The organism is Sphingopyxis sp. Root154 (assembly GCF_001427105.1).
GTDB lineage: Bacteria > Pseudomonadota > Alphaproteobacteria > Sphingomonadales > Sphingomonadaceae > Sphingopyxis.
The window spans coordinates 270,430-290,630 of sequence record NZ_LMGI01000004.1; the positions used below are offsets into that span (position 1 = coordinate 270,430).

A 20,201-nucleotide genomic window follows, 5' to 3' on the forward strand; every position below is an offset into this window, starting at 1 on the left:
GCATCCATTCCTGCGCCCTCGGCATAGACCCCGGATCAAGTCCGGGGTGACGAAGGAGGTTAGGCGGAGGCGAGCGCCGCCTTCTTCACCACCCGCTTTGCCGGCTTTGGCCGCCTGAACCAGAACGTCCACACCGCAAGGCTCCCGAGCATCGTCAGCGACAGGCCCGAGATAGTGAGCACGCTGCGCCACGCCCAGCCACCGACCTTCGACGCGTGGATCGGAAAGGCCATGTTGAACGCCTGGGCGCCCGGGGGCAGCGCGAGCGCGTCGCGCGCGCCGAGCACTTCGCCCGTGGCGGCGTCGAACGCCAGCGTCGTGCGGCCGTTGGGCAGCCATTCGGCGGGCTGTTTCATGCGCAGGCTGATCGGGTCGCCGTCTTTGCGCGGCAGGCTGAGGATACGGAATTCGGCGTCGGGAAAGCGGCGACGCGCTTCGGTCAGCATCGCGGTGTAGTCGGGCTTTCCGGCGAGCGGACCGCCCTTGTATTTGGGCGGGTCGAGCGCCTTTGCGGTCTCGGCGACCGGGCCGAAGGGCGCGACGACCCCGAGCGCGAACGGACGAAAGATCATCATCGTGCCGGTGACGATCGAGATCAGCAGCAGCGGCGCGACGATAATGCCGAGGTCGCGGTGCTGCCACACGATCGACGGGCGCGACATGCGCTTGGGCCAAAGCCGGAACTGAAAGGTCTTGCGCGTGCGCCACCACAGGATCACGCCGCTGATCACGAAGAACAGCCCGCACAGCCCCGCGATGCCGATCACCCATTCGCCATTGTCGCCCGCGAACAGATGGTGGTGGAAATCGAAGATCCAGAGCTCGGGCCGCTCCCACTGGCTCGCCCAGCGCGTCACGATATCGCCCGACTGGCTGGCATAGGCGCCGGCCTCCTTGCCCAGACGGAGCTGGTGGAGGCCGAAGCGCTCGTCGGCATAGATGATGCCCTGCGCGCCCGGCGCCGCCATCAGCTTCTCGGTGGTCGCGGCGACCGTCGCGAGGTCGCCGCGCAGCGGATCGCCGGTACCCGGAAAGCCGATCCACAGATGCTCGTAGAGCAGGATCGTGCCCGACAGGCCGAGCAGCGCGAGCACGAGGCCGATCAGCCCCCCCGTCCAGCGGTGCAGCGTGTCGAGCAGCTTCATCATCAGAAACGGTAATCCCAGCCGAGCGTGAAGGTCCGCCCGCGTCCCGCGAAATAGGACAGCTGGTCGCTTGGCAGGCGCGTATCGCTCGAATAGTCGATATATTGCTTGTTGAAGAGATTCTGCGCCGACAGGCTGATCCCGCCAAAGCCCGTCTGGTAGCGGACATAGGCGTCGGTCAGCGTGTAGCCGCCGAAGTCATTGTCAGCGAGTTTCAGCGGGTGGTTCGGATTGGCGTCGTCGGCGGCGCGTGCCTTGCCGTCGAAGCGGCGCTTCATATACACCTGCGTCTGGACGCGCGCCGAGAAGGGGCCACTGCTATAGCTCGCCGCGAGATTGAGGCGGTCGGGCGAGATGTTGACGCCGTCGAGGTCGCTGTCGACCTTGCCGTCGGGCACCGCATCGCTGTCGAAACGGCCGATCAGATGCGCATAGCCGATATTGAGCTTGAGCCCGTCGATCGGCGTCTGGACGCCGAGGTTGACCTCGAGCCCCTGAATTTCGACGCGCAGGCGCTGGACGTCGAAAATGCGGTCGGGGCGCGTGATGAGCAGCTGGCCCTTGTCGCTCGACGACCAGAAATAGGCGGCGCTGGCGTCGAGCGGCCCGCGCTTCACTTCGAAGCCGATCTCGCGGTTGTTCGACACGACGGGCGAAATATCGAGGAAATTGTCGATGTCGACCCCGGTTCGGTTCACGCCGCGCGTGATGCGGCCGATGTCGGGGACGGTGAAGCCCTCGGCATAACTCGCATAGGCGCGGATGCCCGCCCAGGGTTCGACGATCACGCCGCCGTTGATCAGCAGGTCCTCGAACTTGGGCTTGCCGCCGGCAACGTCGACACCGCCATAGCTCGCGAGGCCGCACGGCACGGGCTGCGTCGCGGGCGGCGCGGGGCAGGCGACGAAGGTGGTCGAGGCGAGCGTGTGGAAATCGTCGATCTTGATCTTCACATTTTCCCAGCGGACCCCGCCGGCGATGCGGACGACGCCGTCGAACAGCGCAAGGTTCGCCTGCCCGAAGGGCGCGAGGCTCTGGAAATCGCTCGGCGGCACCCAGACGCGGTTCGTTGCGATCAGCGCCTGCTCGGTCTTGTCGACGAGCGCGTCGAAGCCGATCGTCAGCGTCAGATCCTCGAAGCCGGGAACCGCGCGTTCGTAGCTGAACTTGGCGCCGAGTTTGCGGCTGCGATTCTGCGACTGGTCGAACAAGCTATTCACGGGCGCGATCGCCGGATCCTGGAAGGTCGCGATCGGGGCGATTTCGCCGCCGAACGTGTCGCGGCTGCGGTTGAAGAAAATCTGGCTGACGAAATTGCCGCCCCAAAGGTCGGTGTCGGTCAGCGACAGCGCGACGCTTTCGGTGCGGTTGGCCGCGGGAACGCCCGGCGGGGTGCCGCGCACGGCGCTGGTGGGCAAGCCGAGCGCCCGGTTTCCCGGGATTGCGACATAATCGCCGTCGCCCTTCAGTTCGAAACGGCTCGCGATCAGGTCGAGGCGTGCGCTCGGCGACAATTCATAGCCGAGGCGTGCGAAGAAGTTCGTTGCCTTGCTGTCCTGCGTTTCGCCTTGCGTCAGGTTGAGCCCGATCGGGCGGCCCCTGGCGTCCGAAAAGACACCGCGGATTTCATAAGTCGCGCCGACGGTCGCGTCGAACCGGCCCGCCTTATACTGGACGAGGCCGCCGGCCTTGCCGCCCATTCCGGCCTTCGAAAAATCATTGTCGGCGGTGCCCTGCAGCAGGAAGCGGCCCGAAAGACCCTCGTCCTTCGGCGCGCCAACGGTCACCTGGTTGACGATGCCGCCGGTGCCGCCGATGCCCTGCAGCGCATTCGACCCGAAGATCAGCTCGACACGGTCGACGAAAAAGCCGTCGATCGTGAAACCGTCGCGGCTGCCGTCGCGCATCGGGGTCGATTGCGGAATGCCGTTGATCGCATAGAGCGGCGAGCGCCCGCGCAGCGATTCGCCCGAACCCGAAAGCTTCTGCCGCGTCGGCGAGAAGCTGGTGGTCAGGTTCGCGACCGCATCGGTGACCGAGCCCGAAATCGCGAGCTGCTGGTTGAGCGCATCCTTGCCGATGATGTCGATCGTCAGCGGCAGCGCGTTCGGCGGCAGGATCGTGCGCGCCGCGGTGACAACGATCGTCTCGCCCGCCGCGCTGTCCTCGTCGACGGGGGCGCCGTCCTGCGCAAAGGCGGGGGACGAAAGCGCGGTGCTGAGCAGCGCGGCGGCGGCAATTTTGCGAATCATTATCAACTCCTGTTCGCAGGGGCCGCTAATGAGAGCGATTCGCATAGGCAAGGAAAAACCCGCGAGCCGGACGCGGTATCGCGACTTTCGCTTGCGCTGTGGAAAATTCGCCACAGTGCCGAAAAGCGCGCTATCAGCTTGCCGATGCGGGAAAAGGAACTGCGCTTCGCCCTGATTTGCTACGGCGGCATCAGTCTCGCCGTCTATATGCACGGCATCACGAAAGAGGTCTGGCGGCTCGCCGCGGCATCGCGCGCCTTCCACGACGGCGTACCGCTGAGCGGAGCGGGCGCCGTCTATGGCGAACTGCTGGCGGCGATAGCGGCGCGCAGCAATGTGCGGCTGCGCGTGCTCGCCGACATCGTCGCGGGCGCCAGCGCGGGCGGTATCAACGGCATCTTCCTCGCGCGCGCGCTGGCGACGGGGCAGTCGCTCGACCCGCTCACCGACCTGTGGCTCGATAGCGCCGATGTCGACCGGCTGATCGACCCCGACGCGCGGCCGCTGTCGGCGGCGACCAAATTCTGGGCAGTGCCGATCGCCGGCTGGATGATGAAGAAGCGCGGCAACGCCATCGACCGCACCGTCGGCGAAGGCGCGCAGGACGAGGTGCGCGCCAAGCTGTCGCGCTTTGTCCGCGCGCGCTGGTTCGATCCCCCCTTCGGCGGCGAAACCTTCACGAACCTGCTGCTCGATGCGTTCGACGCGATGGATGCGGGGCCGCGCGGGCCGGTGCTGGTGCCGGGCGGGCAGCCGGTCGACCTGTTCGTCTCGGTCACCGATTTTGCGGGGCACAGCGTGCCGCTGGCGCTCAACAGTCCGCCGCGCGTAACCGAGGACGAGCATCGGCTGATGCTGCATTTTCGCAAGGACAGCCAGTTCGGAAAGCGGCTCGACGATGTTCCGGGACTGACCGCGGCGGCGCGCGCGACGGCGAGTTTTCCCGGTGCCTTTCCGCCCTTCACCTTGCGCGAACTCGACCGGGTGCTCGAAAAGCGCAAGATCGCATGGTCGGGCCGCGAGGCTTTTATCCATGCGCAGCTTCCGTCGGGCGGCGAAGGCGATCCCGCCGACCGCGTGCTGATCGACGGTTCAGTACTCGCGAATGCGCCCTTCCGGCCCGCCATCGCGGCGCTGAAACAGCGTCCGGCGCGGCGCGAGATCGATCGCCGTTTCGTCTATATCGACCCTAAGCCCGATTATCGCTCGATCAGCTTCGGCAAGCCGGGCGAACAGGTGGCGGGCGAGGGAGCGCGGCTTCCCGGCTTTCTGGCCACCATATTGGGGGCGCTGTCGGAAATTCCGCGCGAGCAGCCGATCCGCGAGAATGTCGAGGCGATCGAGGGGATGTCGCGCCGGATCCGCCGTATGCAGCATATCGTCGACGCGATGAAGGTCGAGGTCGAGGAGCAGGTCGCGGCGCTGTTCGGCACGACCTTCTTTCTCGACACGCCGACGGTGGCGCGGCTCGAAAAATGGCGCGCCAAGGCGCAGGACCAGGCATCGGCGCGCGCGGGCTTCGCGTATGCGCCCTACGGTCACCTCAAGCTGTCGGCGGTGGTCGAGGAGATGGCGAGCCTGATCGACCGGCTGCTGCCGCCCGAGGGCGCGGTCCATCAGGCTAACCGTCGCCTCGCGTTGTGGGACGAGGCACGCGCGCGCGGGCTCGACCGGATTTCGGGCAAAAGGGGGGCGGGGGCGAGCAGCGACGCCATCGTCTTTTTCCGCACCCACGACCTCGGTTTTCGTATCCGCCGCCTGCGTTTCCTCGCGCGCGAACTCGACACCGCGGTCGAGGCAACGCGTGATGGCCGCGACCCGGTGTGCGAAGCTATGCGCGAGGCGATCTTTACCGCGCTCGGCCTCTATCTCGACCGGCAGGGCGATAGCTGGCTTGCCGATCTCGACCTGCCCGCCGACGCCGGGCCGGGCGAATGGATCGACGCGGTCGCGGCGCGGCGCGACCTCCGCGCGGTCGATGGCGAGGCCGACGCGCTGATCGCCGCGGGGCTTTCTGCGATGCCGAAGGATGACCGGCGGACGCTCTTGCTCGCCTATCTCGGCTACCCCTTTTACGACATCGCGACCTTGCCGCTGCTGCAGGGCGAGGGCTTCGACGAGTTCGACCCGATCAAGATCGACCGCATCTCGCCGTCGGACGCCACTGCGATCCGCACCGGCGGCGCGGCGGCGATGCTGAAGGGGGTCGAGTTCAACAGTTTCGGTGCCTTCTTCAGCCGCGCGTACCGCGAGAATGACTATCTGTGGGGACGGCTCCACGGCGCCGACCGATTGATCGACATCGTCGCGAGCAGCGTGACGGGCGATGGCGCGATGGCGGGCGAGGATCTGAAGGCGATCAAGCGCCGCGCGTTCCACGCGATCCTCGACGAGGAGGAAGAAAGGCTGCCCAAGGTGAAGGCGCTGATTGCGGAGCTCAGGGTCGAGATCGGATAGCTTCCGTCGTCATCCCCCGCGAAAGCGTGGACCCAGCGGCTGCCGTCGCTCGCTTAAACCGGGTTCCCGCTTTCGCGAGAATGACGACGGTGGATTGGCTGCGACAGATCGTTACGTCAGATCGTCCCACATTTCCTTGATGCGGCCGAAAAAGCCCTGGCTTGCCGGGCATTCGTCGCCCGTCTCGGTCTCGCGGAATTCGCAGAGCAATTCCTTCTGCCGCGCGGTCAGCTTCGTGGGCGTCTCGACGTCGATCTGGACGACAAGGTCGCCGTGACCGCGGCCGTTGAGCACTGGCATCCCGGCGCCGCGCTGGCGGAGTTGCTTGCCCGACTGGATGCCCGCGGGGATGGCGATGTCGTGCATCCGGCCGTCGAGGCCGGGGATGCCAATCTCGCCGCCCAATGCCGCGGTCGTGAAGCTGATCGGCGCGCGCGTGAACAACGTCGTGCCCTCACGCTCGAACACCTTGTGCCGCGCCATATGGAGGAAGATGTAGAGGTCGCCCGGCGCCGCGCCGCGTGCGCCGCTTTCGCCCTCGCCCGACAGGCGGATGCGCGTGCCTTCGTCGACCCCCGCGGGGATGTTGACGGTCAGCGTCTTGCGCCGGTCCACCCGGCCTTCGCCATGGCAGCTGTTGCACGGGTCGGCGATGACCTCGCCCGCGCCCTGACAGGTCGGGCAGGTGCGCTCGACCATGAAAAAGCCCTGCTGCGCGCGCACCTTGCCGTGACCTGCGCAGGTTTGGCAGCGGTTGGTCTGGGTGCCGGGCTTCGCGCCCGATCCGTCGCAGGCGTCGCAGCGCGCCGCGACGTCGACCTGGATCTCGCGCGTGACGCCCGAAAAGGCGTCCTCGAGCCGGATTTCCATGTCGTAGCGCAGGTCGGCGCCGCGCGCGGGGCCGCGCTGCTGGCGTCCGCCGCCGAACGCCGAGCCAAAGATCGATTCGAAAATATCGCCGATATCGCCGAAATCGGCGCCATTGCCGCCGCCGAAACCGCCGTTGCCGTTGACGCCGGCCTTGCCAAAGCGGTCATAGGCGGCGCGCTTCTGCGGGTCCTTCAGGCAGTCATAGGCTTCGCTGATCGCCTTGAAGCGCGCTTCGCTGTCGTCGCATCCCGGATTCTTGTCGGGGTGATATTTCATCGCGAGCTTGCGGTAGCTCGCCTTCAGCGCGGCATCGTCGGCGGTACGCTCGACTTCCAGCAGTTCGTAATAATCGATGTCGAGTGACATAGGTCAAACAGGCCCCCTCCGGCCCACCGGACCCGGGTGAGGGGTCCGGCAGGGGAGTTTCTTACTTCTTGTCGTCTTCGACTTCGGAGAATTCGGCGTCGACGACATCTTCGTCGCTCTTCGCCTCGCCAGCTTCGTCGCCGCCGGGGGATGCGGCCGACTGCTGCTCCTTCTCGTAGATCGCCTGACCGAGCTTCATCGCGACCTGCGCGAGCGCCTGGCTCTTTTCGGTCATCGCGGCGGGATCGCCGCCTTCGACCGCGGTCTTGGCTTCGGCGATCGCGGCTTCGATCTCGGACTTGAGGCCCGCGTCGACCTTGTCGCCATGTTCGATGATCTGGCGTTCGGTCGAGTGGATCAGGCTTTCGGCGTTGTTCTTCGCCTCGGCCGCCTCACGGCGCGTCTTGTCTTCTTCGGCGAACTGTTCGGCGTCCTTGACCATCTGGTCGATGTCCGAATCGCTGAGGCCGCCCGACGCCTGGATCTTGATCTGCTGTTCCTTGCCGGTGCCCTTGTCCTTCGCGTGAACCGACACGATGCCGTTCGCGTCGATGTCGAAGGTCACTTCGATCTGCGGCACGCCGCGCGGGGCGGGCGGGATGCCGACGAGGTCGAACTGGCCAAGGATCTTGTTGTCCTGCGCCATTTCGCGCTCGCCCTGGAACACGCGGATCGTCACCGCCGACTGATTGTCGTCGGCGGTCGAGTAGACCTGCGACTTCTTGGTCGGGATCGTCGTGTTGCGGTCGATCATCTTGGTCATGATGCCGCCCAGCGTCTCGATACCCAGCGACAGCGGGGTGACGTCGAGCAGCAGCACGTCCTTGACGTCGCCCTGCAGCACGCCCGCCTGGATCGCGGCGCCGATCGCGACGACTTCATCGGGGTTCACGCCGGTGTGCGGTTCCTTGCCGAAGAAATCCTTCACGACTTCGCGCACGCGCGGCATGCGCGTCATGCCGCCGACGAGCACGACTTCGTCGATTTCGCTCGCCGAAATGCCGGCGTCCTTGATCGCCTTCTTGCAGGGTTCGAGCGTGCGCTTGACCAGCTCTTCGACCAGCTTTTCGAGGTCCGAACGCGTAATCGTCTTCACCAGATGCTTCGGCCCGTTGGCGTCGGCAGTGATGAAGGGCAGGTTGACTTCGGTCGTCGCGGCCGACGACAGTTCGATCTTCGCCTTTTCGGCGGCTTCCTTCAGGCGCTGCAGCGCGAGCTTGTCGCCGCGCAGGTCGATACCTTCGTCCTTCTTGAAGCCGTCGGCGAGATATTCGACGATCTTGCTGTCGAAATCTTCACCGCCGAGGAAAGTGTCGCCGTTGGTCGACTTCACTTCGAACACGCCGTCGCCAACCTCGAGGATCGAGATGTCGAAGGTGCCGCCGCCAAGGTCATAGACCGCGATCGTCTTGTTCTCGGTCTTGTCGAGGCCGTAAGCGAGCGCGGCCGCGGTCGGCTCGTTGATGATGCGCAGCACTTCGAGGCCCGCGATGCGGCCGGCGTCCTTGGTCGCCTGGCGCTGCGCGTCGTTGAAGTATGCGGGAACGGTGATGACCGCCTGCTCGACCTTTTCGCCGAGATAGGCTTCGGCGGTTTCCTTCATCTTCTGCAGGATGAAGGCCGAAATCTGCGACGGCGAATAATCTTCGTTGCCGGCCTTGACCCACGCGTCGCCGTTGCTGCCCTTGACGATCGTGTAGGGGACAAGTTCGGTGTCCTTCTTGGTGATCGGGTCGTCGAAGCGGCGGCCGATCAGACGCTTCACGGCGAAAACGGTGTTTTCGGGGTTGGTGACGGCCTGGCGCTTCGCCGGCTGGCCGATCAGGCGCTCGCCATCCTTCGCAAAGGCGACGATCGACGGGGTCGTGCGCGTGCCTTCGACATTTTCGATAACCTTGGGTTTTCCGCCTTCCATCACCGCGACACAGCTGTTCGTGGTGCCGAGGTCGATCCCGATCACTTTGGCCATTGGTATTACGTCCTTGTTGCTTCTGTGGCGCCCTGAAAAGGCACGCCGTATGTTGAGTCCCATGGGGGTTCGATGGGGGCGATATAGGTGCGCTAATCCTTGGCACAAGAGCTTTCAGGGCTTATCGAGGGCGTGAAATGACGCGCTTTTACGGAGTCCTCCCAAAATGAAACCTTTTGCGATCCTTGCACTTGCCGCCACCGCGCTGACCCTGACGGCCTGCGGGGAAAATCTGGGCAAGGGACAGCCGCTCAATGTGGTGAGCGGCCATATCGTGATGGGCGCGACTCCCGACCGTCCCGCCGTGGGCTATTTCCGCGTTCAGGGCGGACCGCAGCCGGTCCAGCTCGTCGCGGTGACCGCCGACCTCGCGCAGCGCGTCGAAATGCATGAAAGCGTCAAGGAAAATGGCGTCGTGACGATGAAGCCGCTGCTCCGCGCCGACGTCCCCGCAAAGGGCGAACTGGTGTTCAAGCAGGGCGGCAAGCATCTGATGATCTGGGGCATCAACGGGGCCGCGGTGCGTGCAGGCAAGCTGCCGATGGCGTTCGTCTTCACCAACAACAACAATGAACGCATCCTCTTCGACATGGTGATCAAGCCCGCGGAAGGCGCTGCGGCGGAGGGCGGAATGGACCATGGCGCGATGGATCATGGTTCGACGGAAAAGGGCGCCGAAAAGGCGGCACCGGACGCCGCGAAGAAATAAGCGCGGGTGCCGCGTCCGTCGCGACCCCTGACGAGCGGTGAGGTGGCGCTCGCCCGGACGGTGTTCGGCGATGCGATCGCCTATGACCGCGTGCGGGTGAACCACCATAAGTGGATCTTCTTCCAGCCGCGCCACATCGTCATGGCGCCGATGGGCAGCCTGCACTTCAACCCGCATGGCGAGCTTTATTGCGAGGATTTCAGCGCCGCGTCGCAGCGGCTCAAGGGCCTGTTCATCCACGAGATGACGCATGTGTGGCAGGCGCAGACGCGCGGGCGCTGGTATCTGGTGCTGATGCGTCATCCGTTCGCGACCTATAGCTACAGCCTGAAACCCGGCTGGCTTCTCGAACGCTACGGGCTTGAGCAGCAAGCGGAGATCGTCCGCCATTACTGGCTGCTGACGCAGGGCATGATCGTCGGCGGCGCACCGGGGATCGACGCTTATCGCGCGATCCTGCCTTCATCGTGGGGCCTTACCTAGATGGATGATTTCGAATTCGTCTTCGCGCTCTACAGCCTGCTGCTCGGACTCTCGATGGTCGAGCTGCTCGGCGGGCTGGGCCGCGCGATCGAGACGCGTTTCGCCGCCGAAGCCGAACGCGAGACGTTCGCGATCGGCTGGCTGACCCCGCTGCTCGCGATCTTCGTGATGCTCGACCTGCTCTCCTTCTGGAGCGCGGCATGGATCGCGCGCGGCGACATTGCCGTATCGAGCACGGCCCTGCTGGGTGTCGCAGCCTTCGCCAGCGTCTATTTCCTCGCAGCGCGGCTGGTCTTTCCGTCGCATCCCGAGGGCTTCGCGAACCTCGACGTCCATTATTTCCGCGTCCGGCGGATCGTGCTCGGCTTGCTGCTCGTGCTGCTTGCGGCGCAGCTCGGCTATTATGCATCGCAGCCGGCGCTTGCGGCCAATCTGGCGCGGCCGGCCGCGTGGATCCTGACCGTCGTGCTGGTCGTGCTGATGGTCGCGGCGATATGGGTCAAGGATCGCCGCTGGAGCATCGCGATCCTCGCCGCGCTGATCGGGCGCTACATCGTCATCTATCTGCTCTGATCCGAATTACCGACTAGCCAGAGAGGCGGTGTTCGTCCTATGTTCCCGTCATGGATGGAATCTCGCTCGTGGTCGCCCTTGTTGCCCTTGCCGTCGGCGGCCTGATCGGCTGGCTTTTCGCCGGCCGCCAGTCGGGCGCGCTCACGGCCGAGCGCGACGGGCTTTCGGAGCGGTTCAAGAGCGCGGTGACCGATCTTGCCGCCGAGGCGGAGGCGCGCAAGTCCGCCGATATCCGGCTTGCCGCCCTGCTCAGCGAACAGCGCGCGCGCGACGAGGCGCATGATGCGCAGATCGCAGGATTGAAGGATGCGCAGGCGGCGCTCACCGCACAGTTCCGCGAGGTCGGGCAGGTGATGCTCGATGGCGCGCAAAAGGCGTTTCTCGAACGCGCCGATGCGCGCTTTCGCCAGAGCGAAGAGACGGCGGGGCAGAATCTGAAAGCCCTTCTGAACCCGGTCCACGAGCGATTGCAGAAATATGAGGAAGCGGTCGGCAAGGTCGAAGCCGAGCGGCGCGACGCCTTCGGCCTGCTGCACGGCCAGATCGCGGCGATGCGCGAGGGCACAGAGCGCGTGTCGAGCGAAGCGGCGAAGCTCGTCAACGCGCTGCGCAATGCTCCCAAGGCACGCGGGCGCTGGGGCGAGCAGCAACTGCGCAACGTGCTCGAAAGCTGCGGCCTGTCCGAACATGCCGATTTCCAGACCGAGGTCAGCGTCAACGACGGCGACGGCGGGCGCCTGCGCCCCGACGTCGTGGTACGCGTGCCCGGCGGGCAGAATCTCGTGATCGACGCCAAGGTTTCGCTCAACGCCTATCAGGACGCGTTCGGCGCGGTCGAGGAGCGCGAGAAGGCGGCGCATCTCGTCGCGCACGCAGCAGCGATGAAGGCGCACGTCAACACCCTCGGCGCCAAGGCCTATTGGAACCAGTTCGACGACACCCCCGACTTTGTCGTGATGTTCGTCCCCGGCGAACATTTCCTCGCCGCCGCGCTCGATCAGGATGCGGGGCTTTGGGACTATGCTTTCGAGCGCAAGGTGCTGCTCGCGACCCCGACGAACCTCATCGCGATCGCGCGCACCGTCGCGGCGGTGTGGCGGCAGGAAAAGCTCGCCAATCAGGCGCGCGAGATCGCGGCACTGGGCAAGGAGCTGTATGCGCGCATGTCGGTGATGGGCTCGCATATCGCCAAGGTCGGGCGCAATCTCGATCAGGCGACGGGGGCGTATAATGCGTTTGTCGGCAGCTTCGAAAGCCAGGTGCTGACGCAGGCGAAACGCTTCGAGGCGCTCGATATCGAAACCGGCGACAAGGAAATCCCGTCGCTGCCCGTCGCCGAACAGGCGGCGCGTCCGCTCGCGAAGCTGGCGGCGGCGCCGGCGGCGGTTAACGACGCGGGCGAATAGGGCTGGGCGATCAGATCACACGCTTCAGCACTGCGGTCCGGCCTTCGCTTCCCGTCAGAATCAGCGTCCCGTCATTGGCGAAGGACAGGCTGACCGGTGCCGCCATCAGTTTGAAGAATGCCTGTTCCAGCTCCATGCCCGGACACGCCATTTCGGTCGCCATCAACGGCCCGGCTTTGAGCACCCCGTCGCTTACCGCATAACCGCCCGAAAAGCGGTTGCAGCCCGCGCTGCCGCTTAGCCTGTTGCCGTCGAATTGCAGCGACGACGGCCGGTCCGCCGCAACTGCGACGCCGCCGATCGACACGAAGGTCCAGTTGGTGCCAGCAAGCCCGGTCGGCGGCAGGACCGCGCCGCCGCATCCGCTTACGGTCTTGCCGTCAGCGGTCACGGTCACGGTGTCGCGATATCGCCGGTCGCTCATCCCGTCGCTGCATTCGCCATGGGTGATGTCGACGGCCAGCCGATCGGTGACATAGCGCTCGCCATTGAAAGACGGCTTCGCGCCGGGATTCGGCACCATGATCTTGGTCTCGCCATAGTCGCCGTCGTAATTGAGCCGCGACGGCGTGATTTCGAGCGTCCAGCCGGGCTCGGTGCCGAGCGCCATATAGGTGGCGGGCTGGTCGCCGGGGCCTTGCGGCGGCGTTTCGGCGGCGGGGGCGCAGGCGGCGAGGGCGAGCAGCGAGGCGGCGGGGAGGGCGATCCTGATCATGCGGTATCTCCTGAACGCATTATGCTGATCGATCGATGAACCGCGCGGGCGGCTATTGGTTCCGCCGCTGGTTCAGCACCTCATACGCCATCACCGCGGTCGCGACCGCGGCGTTGAGGCTGTCGGCCTTGCCCATCATCGGCATCTTCACGCGCACATCGGCGGCGTCGGCATATTCGCTCGGCATGCCCTGCGATTCATTGCCGGTGAGAATGAAGGTCGGCGCGACGTAGCGTACCGCCTGATAATCCTGCGTATCGTCGCCGAGCCAGGTCGCGACGAGCTGCCCGGGGCCTTGGCGAAGCCAGGGGAGAAATTCGTCCCAGCGTGCGACCACCAGCTTCTGCGTGAAGATCGCCCCCATGCTCGCGCGCACCGCTTCGACCGCATAGGGATCGGTCGATTCGTCGAGCAGGATCAGTCCGCCCGCGCCGACCGCATCGCCGGTGCGCAGCATCGTGCCGAGGTTGCCGGGGTCGCGGAGCCGCTCGGCGACGAGCCAGATCGGCGCGGCGTCGCGGTCGAGATCGGCGAGCACTGTCTGCGGTTCGGCATAGATGCCGACGACGGTCTGCGGATTGTCCTTGCCCGACAGCTTCGAAAGGATCGCGCCCGTCGTATCTATCACCTCGCCGCCCGCTGCCAGCGTGTCGGCGGCCAGCGCCGCCGCGAGCGGGTGCGCCTCGCCCTCGGGCCCGAGGAACAGCCATTGCGGAAGCACGCCCGCTTCGCGCGCCTCGGTCGCGATGCGCAGCCCTTCGGCGAGAAACAGCCCCTCGGCGCGGCGATGGCGTTTTTCGCGCAGCAGCCGCATCCGCTTGATCAGCGGGTTCGACAGGCTCTCAATTGTGGAACGACGACCGGTCATCCGGTCAATCCTCGCCGAAGCTGTCCTTGACCAGCCCGACCAGCTTCAAAAGCGCGGCATCGGCGCCGTCGCCGCGCGTGTGGATCGTGATCGAATCGCCCTTCGCGGCGCCGAGCATCATCAGCCCCATGATCGAGGTTCCGTTGACGCGCGATCCGCCCTTTTCGACCTCGACCGACACGCTTTCGGGAAGGCGGCTGACAAAGGTCACGAACTTGGCGCTCGCCCGCGCGTGCAGTCCGCGCTGGTTGGTGATTTCGACCGTCTCGGAATTTTCGTTCAAGGGCCTACTCCCAGCATTTCCGACGCGACCGAAATATATTTCTGGCCGGCTTCCTTTGCGGCGATCACCGCGGCGCGCAGTTCCATCGTCTTGCGCGCGCTTTCGAGGCGGATCAGCATCGGCAGGTTGACGCCGGCGATCACCTCGGTGCGCCCCGATTCGAGCAGGCTGATCGCAAGGTTCGAGGGGGTGCCGCCGAACAGGTCGGTCAGCATCACGACGCCGCGGCCTTCGTCGACCTTGCGAATCGCGTCGGCGATTTCCTTGCGGCGCATTTCCATATTGTCGTTGGGGCCGATGCAGACGGTCGCGATGGCCCTTTGGGGACCGACGACATGCTCCATTGCACGCACCATTTCCTCGGCGAGGCGGCCGTGGGTGACGAGCACCATTCCCAGAAGCGGCAGAGCCTTATCGTTCGGCATGCAGTCGTCGACCCTTATGTTTTGCCGCCGGGCGCGGAAGCCGCGGGCGGGGGCCTGCCCTCAAGCCCATCTTGCGGGGCAGAGTCAAGATTGCGGTGGGTCAGCGTTGGCTCATATCCGCAACCGCGTAGCGTTTTGGCAACACGCGCCGCGACATGGACCGATCGGTGCCGTCCGCCGGTGCAACCAAAAGCAACGGTGACATAGCTTTTGCCCTCGGCGCGGTAGCGCGGCAGCAACGTCAGGATGAGCTTCTCGATCTGCGCGACGCTGTCCTCATAGGCGGGGTCGGCGATGACATAGGCGGCGACGTCGGGATCGAGCCCGGTGCCCGGCTTCAGCTTGGGGTCCCAGTGCGGATTGCGCAGATAGCGCATGTCGAAGACGAGGTCGGCGTTGCGCGGCAGGCCGCGCGCGAAGCCGAAGCTCATGATGTTGAGCACCGGTTCGCCGTCGCCGGCGTCGCCGAAGCGCTGGCGGATTTCCTGCTGCAAATCATTGCTGCTGTAATTCGTCGTGTCGACGACATGCTCGGCCCAACGGCGGAGCGGCTCCATCATCTCGCGCTCGCGCGCGATCCCGTCGGCGGCGGGGCGGTCCTCGGCCATGGGGTGGCGGCGGCGGGTTTCGGAAAAGCGGCGCTCGAGCTCGGCGCCGGCGCAGTCGAGAAACAGTGTCTGGATGTCGCGGCCGCCCGCTTCGCGCAAATCCTTGATCCGGCGCACGAGCAGAGCGGGACGGAAGCCGCGGCTGCGACTGTCGATGCCGATCGCGAGCGGGCGACCCGCTTCGCTGCGCTGCATCGGCGCGTCGATCAGCGTTTCGAGCAGCGCGAGCGGCAGATTGTCGACCACCTCCCAGCCGAGGTCTTCGAGCACCTTGAGCACGGTCGATTTGCCCGCGCCCGACAGGCCGGTAACCAGCAACAGGCGCGATTCGGCGGCCAGACTCATCGTCGATGCATCATGCGCCGGGCGCCAGCCGTTCCAACGCGAGCAGAATCTTGATCGGCGCCGACGCCTCGAACGCCGACAAGAGCAGCGCGGGCAGCGGGCGGCCCGCGATCATCTCGACCTGGTTGATAGACGGCATGCGGTCGTAGCGGTCGGTCAGGCGCACCGCGAGTGCGAGCGGCACCGGCGCCGTCCACGCGCGTTCGATGATCCCGATGCCGCGGACCTCCAGCTTGCCCGCCAAGCTTTCGGGGGGGGCGGCACCACAGGCGATCGCGTTCGAACCAGATGTCGCAGCGATCGTCGGCGACCAGCTTGGCGCCGCGGTCGATCAGCCGCAGCGCGAGGTCCGATTTGCCCTGTCCCGAATTGCCGAGGATCAGCACGCCGCCATTGCCCGCCGCAACGCAGCTGGCATGGATATTGACGATATCGGTTCTGGTCCGGCTCGGAAGCATGGCGCATGGCTTACCGGCGACGATGCGGTGCCGCAAGGCGATAGGATGACAGTGTCACCCGGTTCCGGTCGTACCTTCGCGCGCGGGGAGGGTGATGAGCAGGCTGGCGCCGGGTTTGCCGTCGTCGCGATCCTTGGCGCTGATCGTCCCGCTATGTCCCTCGACGATCGTCCGCGCGATCGCGAGGCCCAGCCCGCTGTGGCGGCCAAAGGCTTCGCCGGCGGGGCGTTCGCTGTGAAAACGGCGGAAAATGGCGTCGCGCTGCGCGGGGTCGATTCCGGGGCCGTCGTCGTCGACCTTCACATGGACCTCGTCGCCGAGGCGCGTTGCCGACACGCACACGAGACCGGTTTCGGGCGAGAAGCTGATCGCATTGTCGATCACATTGTCGATCGCGCGTTCGAGCCGGTGGCCGTCGCCCATCACCACCGTCGTGCCTTTGCGCGGCCGCGCAAAGGCGACGCGCGGCTGTGGTACGTTCGTGTCGACGCGCGCCGCGCGCGCCGCGAGCATCGATTCGATCATGATGCCGACGTCGATCTGTTCGAACAGGGTGCGCGACAATTGCGCGTCGACGCGGCTCGCTTCGCTGATGTCGCTCACCAGCCGGTCGAGCCGGCGGACGTCCTCGTCGGCGATCGCGAGCAGTTGCGCGCGCTGCTCGTCACTCCTGACGCGCCCGAGCCCCTCGATCGCCGAGCGAACCGAGGCGATCGGATTCTTGAGTTCGTGCGTCACGTCGGCGGCGAAATGTTCGCCCGCGTCGATGCGCTCACGAAGGGCCTGCGTCATGTCGGACAGCGCGCGGGCGAGTGTGCCGATCTCGTCGCGGCGGCTCGGCAGGCGCGGGACGACGACTTCGCGCGCGCGGCCGAGCCGGACGCGCACCGCGGCGCGCGCGAGGCGCCGGAGCGGGCGGACGATCGTGCGCGCGAGAAAGAGCGACAAAAGGGTGGAGGCGAGCAGCACCATCGCGACGACGACCGCGATGCGGAACCGCTCGGCGCGCACGGTGCGCGTGATGTCGCGCGCGTTGAGCGTCATCAGAACCGTCTGCGGCGTTTCGAGGTCGACGACGCGGGCGGCGCTGAGCAGCGGCGTGCGTTCGGGGGCATAGCGGAAGCGGCTCGCGGCGACACCGCCGGTCTGCGCCTCGACCACTTCGGGCCATGACTGTGCCCTGTCGACGCGAGGTTCCTCAAAATCGGGATAGGTCGGCGCGCCGACCACCCAGTCGATACCGCGGTCCATCGCGCGCGCGGCATCGCGTTTCCATGGCTGAAGGTCGGGATCGCGCAGCGTATAGGTAGGCGGGCCGGTGTTGAAACTGTCGGAGATGCGCCGGCCGTCGGGGGCGTAGAAGCGCAGCCGCGATTCGGTCGCCGCCGCGAACTCCTCGATCAGCCGCGTCCGCTCGTCGGGGCGTGCCGCCTCGAGCGCGCTGTCGAGCATCGCGAGCTGGTCCTTCATCACCTCGATGCGCGTATCGACAAGGCGGCTGCGATAGGTGTCGAGATAATAGAAGCCGCCCGCGAGCAGCGCGATCGCCAATATGTTCACCGCGAGGATGCGCGTCGTCAGCGACCACCGCGCCGACCAGACGAGCGGCGATTCCTCCTGCTCGGCGACGCTCCCCTCGGGTTTCTGCCCGTCGCGTTTTTGGGCGTCAGCTTTCATCGGCAAAGCGATACCCCGCGCCATAGAGGGTAGCGATCGCGTCGAATTCAGGGTCGACCTCGCGGAATTTGCGGCGCAGGCGCTTGATGTGGCTGTCGATCGTGCGGTCGTCGATATAGACGTCGTCCTGATAGGCGGCGTCCATCAACTGGTTCCGGCTGCGCACGATGCCGGGGCGGCTGGCAAGCGTTTCGAGGATCAGGAATTCGGTGACCGTCAGCGTGACGTCCTTGCCGTCCCATGCGACCTTGTGGCGCGCCGGATCCATGCTGAGCCGGCCGCGGGTGATCGGTTCGGCGACGGGCTCGTCGTCGCCTTCAGCCGCGCTCTTATTGAGCTCGACGCGGCGCAATATAGCGCGAATGCGCGCGATCACTAAGCGCTGGGAGAAGGGCTTGGCGATATAATCGTCGGCGCCCATCGCGAGTCCCAGCGCCTCGTCGATCTCGTCGTCCTTGCTGGTGAGGAAGATGACCGGAAGCTGGCTCTTCTCGCGGAGCCGTCGCAGCAGTTCCAGCCCGTCCATGCGCGGCATCTTGATGTCGAACACCGCAAGGTCGGGCGGATTGTCGATGAGCGGTTTCAGGGCCGCTTCGCCATCCGAATAGACGCGCGTCACGAAACCCTCGGCCTGCAGCGCGATGGAAAGGGATTGCAGAATGTTGCGGTCGTCATCGACCAGCGCGATAGTTGCCGTCATGCTCTTTCCGTTGGGCGGGCCCGGTAAAGCGATTAGCCTATCCGTGGCGCAGCGACAACAGCGCGCTCATGGTCACCGGTTTCCCTTTTTGCGCGTTCGTCGCAAGCGTCGCGCAGCCCCGCTTTAATCTTTTGACCTCCCCCGCCAAGCGAGCTAACGCGGCCGGGATTTCGGAATCGGCGGTCACGTCGGCACCCATGCAAATGCGGGCCAACCCATTAGTGCGCTAAGCATTGCATAGGTATGCAACGACGCCGCCGGACAAGGAAAGGCGAAAGCAGATGACCAGGATATTGATCGGCGCGAACACCGTCGAGACGAAGGCGGAGGTCGCCGAAAACTGGGGCACGCCGCAGCTGATCGAGGACGCGGTCCGCCACGGCGAAGGCGTGCTTGCCAAGGATGGCCCGCTGGTCGTCGAAACCGGCAAGCACACCGGCCGCAGCGCCAAGGATAAATTCATCGTCCAGGACGCCGAGACCGCCGACACGATCTGGTGGGGCAAGACCAATGTCCCGATGACACCCGATCATTTCGCGGCGCTCAAGGCCGATTTCTTCGCACACCTCGCGACACGCCCCCGGCTGTTCCGTCAGCAGCTGTTCGGTGGTTCGCAGCCTGAACATCGTGTCGCGGTCCAGGTGGTCACCGAATTCGCCTGGCACAGCCAGTTCATCCGTACGCTTCTCTGCCGCCCGACGGCCGGGGAGCTGGCGGCGTTCGCGAGTGAATATACGATCATCGACCTGCCGAGCTTCCGCGCCGATCCGGCGCGCCATGGCACGCGGACCGAGACCGTCGTCGCGGTCAATTTTTCCGAAAAGCTGATCCTGATCGGCGGCACGCAGTACGCCGGCGAGATGAAGAAGTCGGTGTTCGGCATCCTCAACTATCTGCTCCCGGTAAAGGGCGTGATGCCGATGCATTGCTCGGCGAACATCGGTCCCAAGGGCGACACCGCGGTCTTCTTCGGCCTCAGCGGCACTGGCAAGACGACGCTGTCGGCCGACGCCTCGCGCACGCTGATCGGCGACGACGAGCATGGCTGGTCCGACACCGCGGTCTTCAACTTCGAGGGCGGCTGCTACGCGAAGATGATTCGCCTCTCGCCCGAGGCCGAGCCCGAGATTTTCGCGACGACGAAGCGTTTCGGCACCGTGCTCGAAAATGTCGTGATCGATCCCGTGACCCGCGAGCTCGATTTCGACGACGCCAGCCTCGCCGAGAACAGCCGCGGTTCGTACCCGATCGATTTCATTCCGAATACGTCGGAACAGAATATGGGTCCGGTGCCGCAGACCGTCATCATGCTCACCGCCGATGCCTATGGCGTCCTGCCCCCGATCGCGAAGCTAACCCCCGATCAGGCGATGTATCACTTCCTGTCGGGCTACACCGCGCGCGTCGCGGGGACAGAGATCGGCGTGACCGAGCCCGAGGCGACCTTCTCGACCTGCTTCGGCGCGCCGTTCATGCCGCGCCACCCGTCGGTCTATGGCAATTTGCTCAAAGAGCGCATCGCCAAGGGCGGCGTCCAGTGTTGGCTCGTCAACACCGGCTGGACCGGCGGTATGGCGACGATGGACGGCATCAAGCGCATGCCGATCAAGGCGACGCGCGCGCTGCTCAATGCCGCGCTCGACGGCAGTCTGAACGACGCCGAATTCCGTAAGGACCCGAATTTCGGTTTCATGGTCCCCGTCGCGGTTCCAGGCGTCGATGGCGCGCTTCTCGATCCGCGCGAAGCCTGGGCCGACAAGCAAGCTTATGACCGCACGGCACAAACGCTCGTCGGACAATTCATCGACAATTTCGCGCAATTTGCGGACCATGTCGACGAAGGCGTCCGCCAGGCCGCACCGCAGGCCGCCGTCGCAGCCTGATTGACCCGG

The 20,201-nt window shown here is 65.7% G+C and carries 19 protein-coding genes and 1 pseudogene; 6 read left to right on the top strand and 14 right to left on the bottom strand.

The genetic code is table 11. The features are described from left to right. Nucleotides 1-59 precede the first annotated feature (59 nt). Nucleotides 60-1,145 (bottom strand): PepSY-associated TM helix domain-containing protein, encoded by a 1,086-nt coding sequence (locus tag ASD73_RS20945; protein WP_056368273.1) that lies wholly within the window; start codon nucleotides 1,143-1,145, stop codon nucleotides 60-62. Nucleotides 1,146-1,147: 2 nt separating this feature from the next. Continuing rightward, the gene (locus ASD73_RS20950) at nucleotides 1,148-3,397 is read right to left on the bottom strand and encodes a TonB-dependent receptor (RefSeq protein WP_056367938.1); all 2,250 of its coding nucleotides are present in this window, start codon (nucleotides 3,395-3,397) and stop codon (nucleotides 1,148-1,150) included. A 144-nt stretch (nucleotides 3,398-3,541) separates the two neighbouring features. Here ASD73_RS20950 and ASD73_RS20955 point away from each other — a divergent pair, with 144 nt between their 5' ends. Further along, entirely contained in the window at nucleotides 3,542-5,854 is a 2,313-nt protein-coding gene (locus ASD73_RS20955; RefSeq protein ID WP_056367941.1) for a patatin-like protein, read from the top strand. A gap of 111 nt (nucleotides 5,855-5,965) precedes the next feature. On the opposite strand, the gene dnaJ is transcribed toward ASD73_RS20955, so the two are convergent. Both dnaJ and dnaK read right to left on the bottom strand, forming a co-directional pair. Beyond that, a complete protein-coding gene (gene dnaJ / locus ASD73_RS20960) occupies nucleotides 5,966-7,090 on the bottom strand; it encodes a molecular chaperone DnaJ (protein ID WP_056367943.1) in 1,125 nt (374 codons plus the stop codon). 61 nt (nucleotides 7,091-7,151) lie between these two features. After that, nucleotides 7,152-9,059 carry a molecular chaperone DnaK gene (dnaK, locus tag ASD73_RS20965; protein ID WP_056367945.1) on the bottom strand — a complete coding sequence of 636 codons (1,908 nt, stop codon included), beginning with the start codon at nucleotides 9,057-9,059 and terminating at the stop codon, nucleotides 7,152-7,154. A gap of 166 nt (nucleotides 9,060-9,225) precedes the next feature. On the opposite strand from dnaK, the gene ASD73_RS20970 reads away from it, so the two are divergent. The 4 genes from ASD73_RS20970 to ASD73_RS20985 are packed head-to-tail and all read left to right on the top strand — an operon-like array spanning nucleotide 9,226 to nucleotide 12,230. Then, nucleotides 9,226-9,768, top strand: a complete 543-nt coding sequence (locus ASD73_RS20970) for a copper chaperone PCu(A)C (protein WP_056367947.1) — start codon at nucleotides 9,226-9,228, stop codon at nucleotides 9,766-9,768. 6 nt (nucleotides 9,769-9,774) lie between these two features. Further along, nucleotides 9,775-10,251 carry a hypothetical protein gene (locus tag ASD73_RS20975; RefSeq protein WP_056367949.1) on the top strand — a complete coding sequence of 159 codons (477 nt, stop codon included), beginning with the start codon at nucleotides 9,775-9,777 and terminating at the stop codon, nucleotides 10,249-10,251. Continuing rightward, on the top strand, nucleotides 10,252-10,824 hold the full coding sequence (locus ASD73_RS20980) for a hypothetical protein (RefSeq protein WP_056367951.1): 573 nt from the start codon (nucleotides 10,252-10,254) through the stop codon (nucleotides 10,822-10,824). Nucleotides 10,825-10,874: 50 nt separating this feature from the next. After that, nucleotides 10,875-12,230 carry a DNA recombination protein RmuC gene (locus tag ASD73_RS20985; RefSeq protein WP_056367953.1) on the top strand — a complete coding sequence of 452 codons (1,356 nt, stop codon included), beginning with the start codon at nucleotides 10,875-10,877 and terminating at the stop codon, nucleotides 12,228-12,230. A 10-nt stretch (nucleotides 12,231-12,240) separates the two neighbouring features. Here the strand turns inward: ASD73_RS20985 and ASD73_RS20990 are convergent, their stop codons facing one another. The 10 genes and pseudogenes from ASD73_RS20990 to ASD73_RS23370 form a co-directional block, all read right to left on the bottom strand. After that, nucleotides 12,241-12,945 carry an META domain-containing protein gene (locus ASD73_RS20990; protein ID WP_056367956.1) on the bottom strand — a complete coding sequence of 235 codons (705 nt, stop codon included), beginning with the start codon at nucleotides 12,943-12,945 and terminating at the stop codon, nucleotides 12,241-12,243. A 52-nt stretch (nucleotides 12,946-12,997) separates the two neighbouring features. After that, nucleotides 12,998-13,813, bottom strand: a complete 816-nt coding sequence (locus ASD73_RS20995; protein ID WP_056367958.1) for a TrmH family RNA methyltransferase — start codon at nucleotides 13,811-13,813, stop codon at nucleotides 12,998-13,000. A gap of 4 nt (nucleotides 13,814-13,817) precedes the next feature. Next, nucleotides 13,818-14,096: an HPr family phosphocarrier protein gene (locus ASD73_RS21000; protein ID WP_037513592.1), complete on the bottom strand. Its 279-nt coding sequence runs from the start codon at nucleotides 14,094-14,096 to the stop codon at nucleotides 13,818-13,820. Further along, complete coding sequence (locus ASD73_RS21005) at nucleotides 14,093-14,521, bottom strand: PTS sugar transporter subunit IIA (protein ID WP_037513594.1); 429 nt, start codon at nucleotides 14,519-14,521, stop codon at nucleotides 14,093-14,095. The genes ASD73_RS21000 and ASD73_RS21005 overlap by 4 nt, the downstream gene beginning before the upstream one ends. Before the next feature lie 14 nt (nucleotides 14,522-14,535). Then, nucleotides 14,536-15,474, bottom strand: coding sequence for an RNase adapter RapZ (gene rapZ / locus ASD73_RS21010; protein WP_056367960.1), 939 nt, complete (start codon nucleotides 15,472-15,474; stop codon nucleotides 14,536-14,538). 10 nt (nucleotides 15,475-15,484) lie between these two features. After that, entirely contained in the window at nucleotides 15,485-15,718 is a 234-nt protein-coding gene (locus ASD73_RS23360) for a hypothetical protein (protein ID WP_235534643.1), read from the bottom strand. A gap of 79 nt (nucleotides 15,719-15,797) precedes the next feature. Then, a pseudogene (locus ASD73_RS23365) lies at nucleotides 15,798-15,932 on the bottom strand (HPr kinase/phosphorylase); the annotation flags it as partial. A gap of 54 nt (nucleotides 15,933-15,986) precedes the next feature. Beyond that, the gene (locus tag ASD73_RS21020; protein WP_056368275.1) at nucleotides 15,987-17,609 is read right to left on the bottom strand and encodes a sensor histidine kinase; all 1,623 of its coding nucleotides are present in this window, start codon (nucleotides 17,607-17,609) and stop codon (nucleotides 15,987-15,989) included. Continuing rightward, the gene (locus tag ASD73_RS21025; protein ID WP_056367964.1) at nucleotides 17,599-18,309 is read right to left on the bottom strand and encodes a response regulator transcription factor; all 711 of its coding nucleotides are present in this window, start codon (nucleotides 18,307-18,309) and stop codon (nucleotides 17,599-17,601) included. Before ASD73_RS21025 ends, ASD73_RS21020 begins: the two co-directional genes overlap by 11 nt. Nucleotides 18,310-18,346: 37 nt before the next feature. Continuing rightward, nucleotides 18,347-18,508 (bottom strand): hypothetical protein, encoded by a 162-nt coding sequence (locus ASD73_RS23370; protein WP_162256158.1) that lies wholly within the window; start codon nucleotides 18,506-18,508, stop codon nucleotides 18,347-18,349. Nucleotides 18,509-18,590: 82 nt separating this feature from the next. Between ASD73_RS23370 and ASD73_RS21030 the strand changes: the two genes are divergently transcribed. Continuing rightward, nucleotides 18,591-20,192 (top strand): phosphoenolpyruvate carboxykinase, encoded by a 1,602-nt coding sequence (locus tag ASD73_RS21030; protein ID WP_056367967.1) that lies wholly within the window; start codon nucleotides 18,591-18,593, stop codon nucleotides 20,190-20,192. Nucleotides 20,193-20,201: the final 9 nt, after the last annotated feature.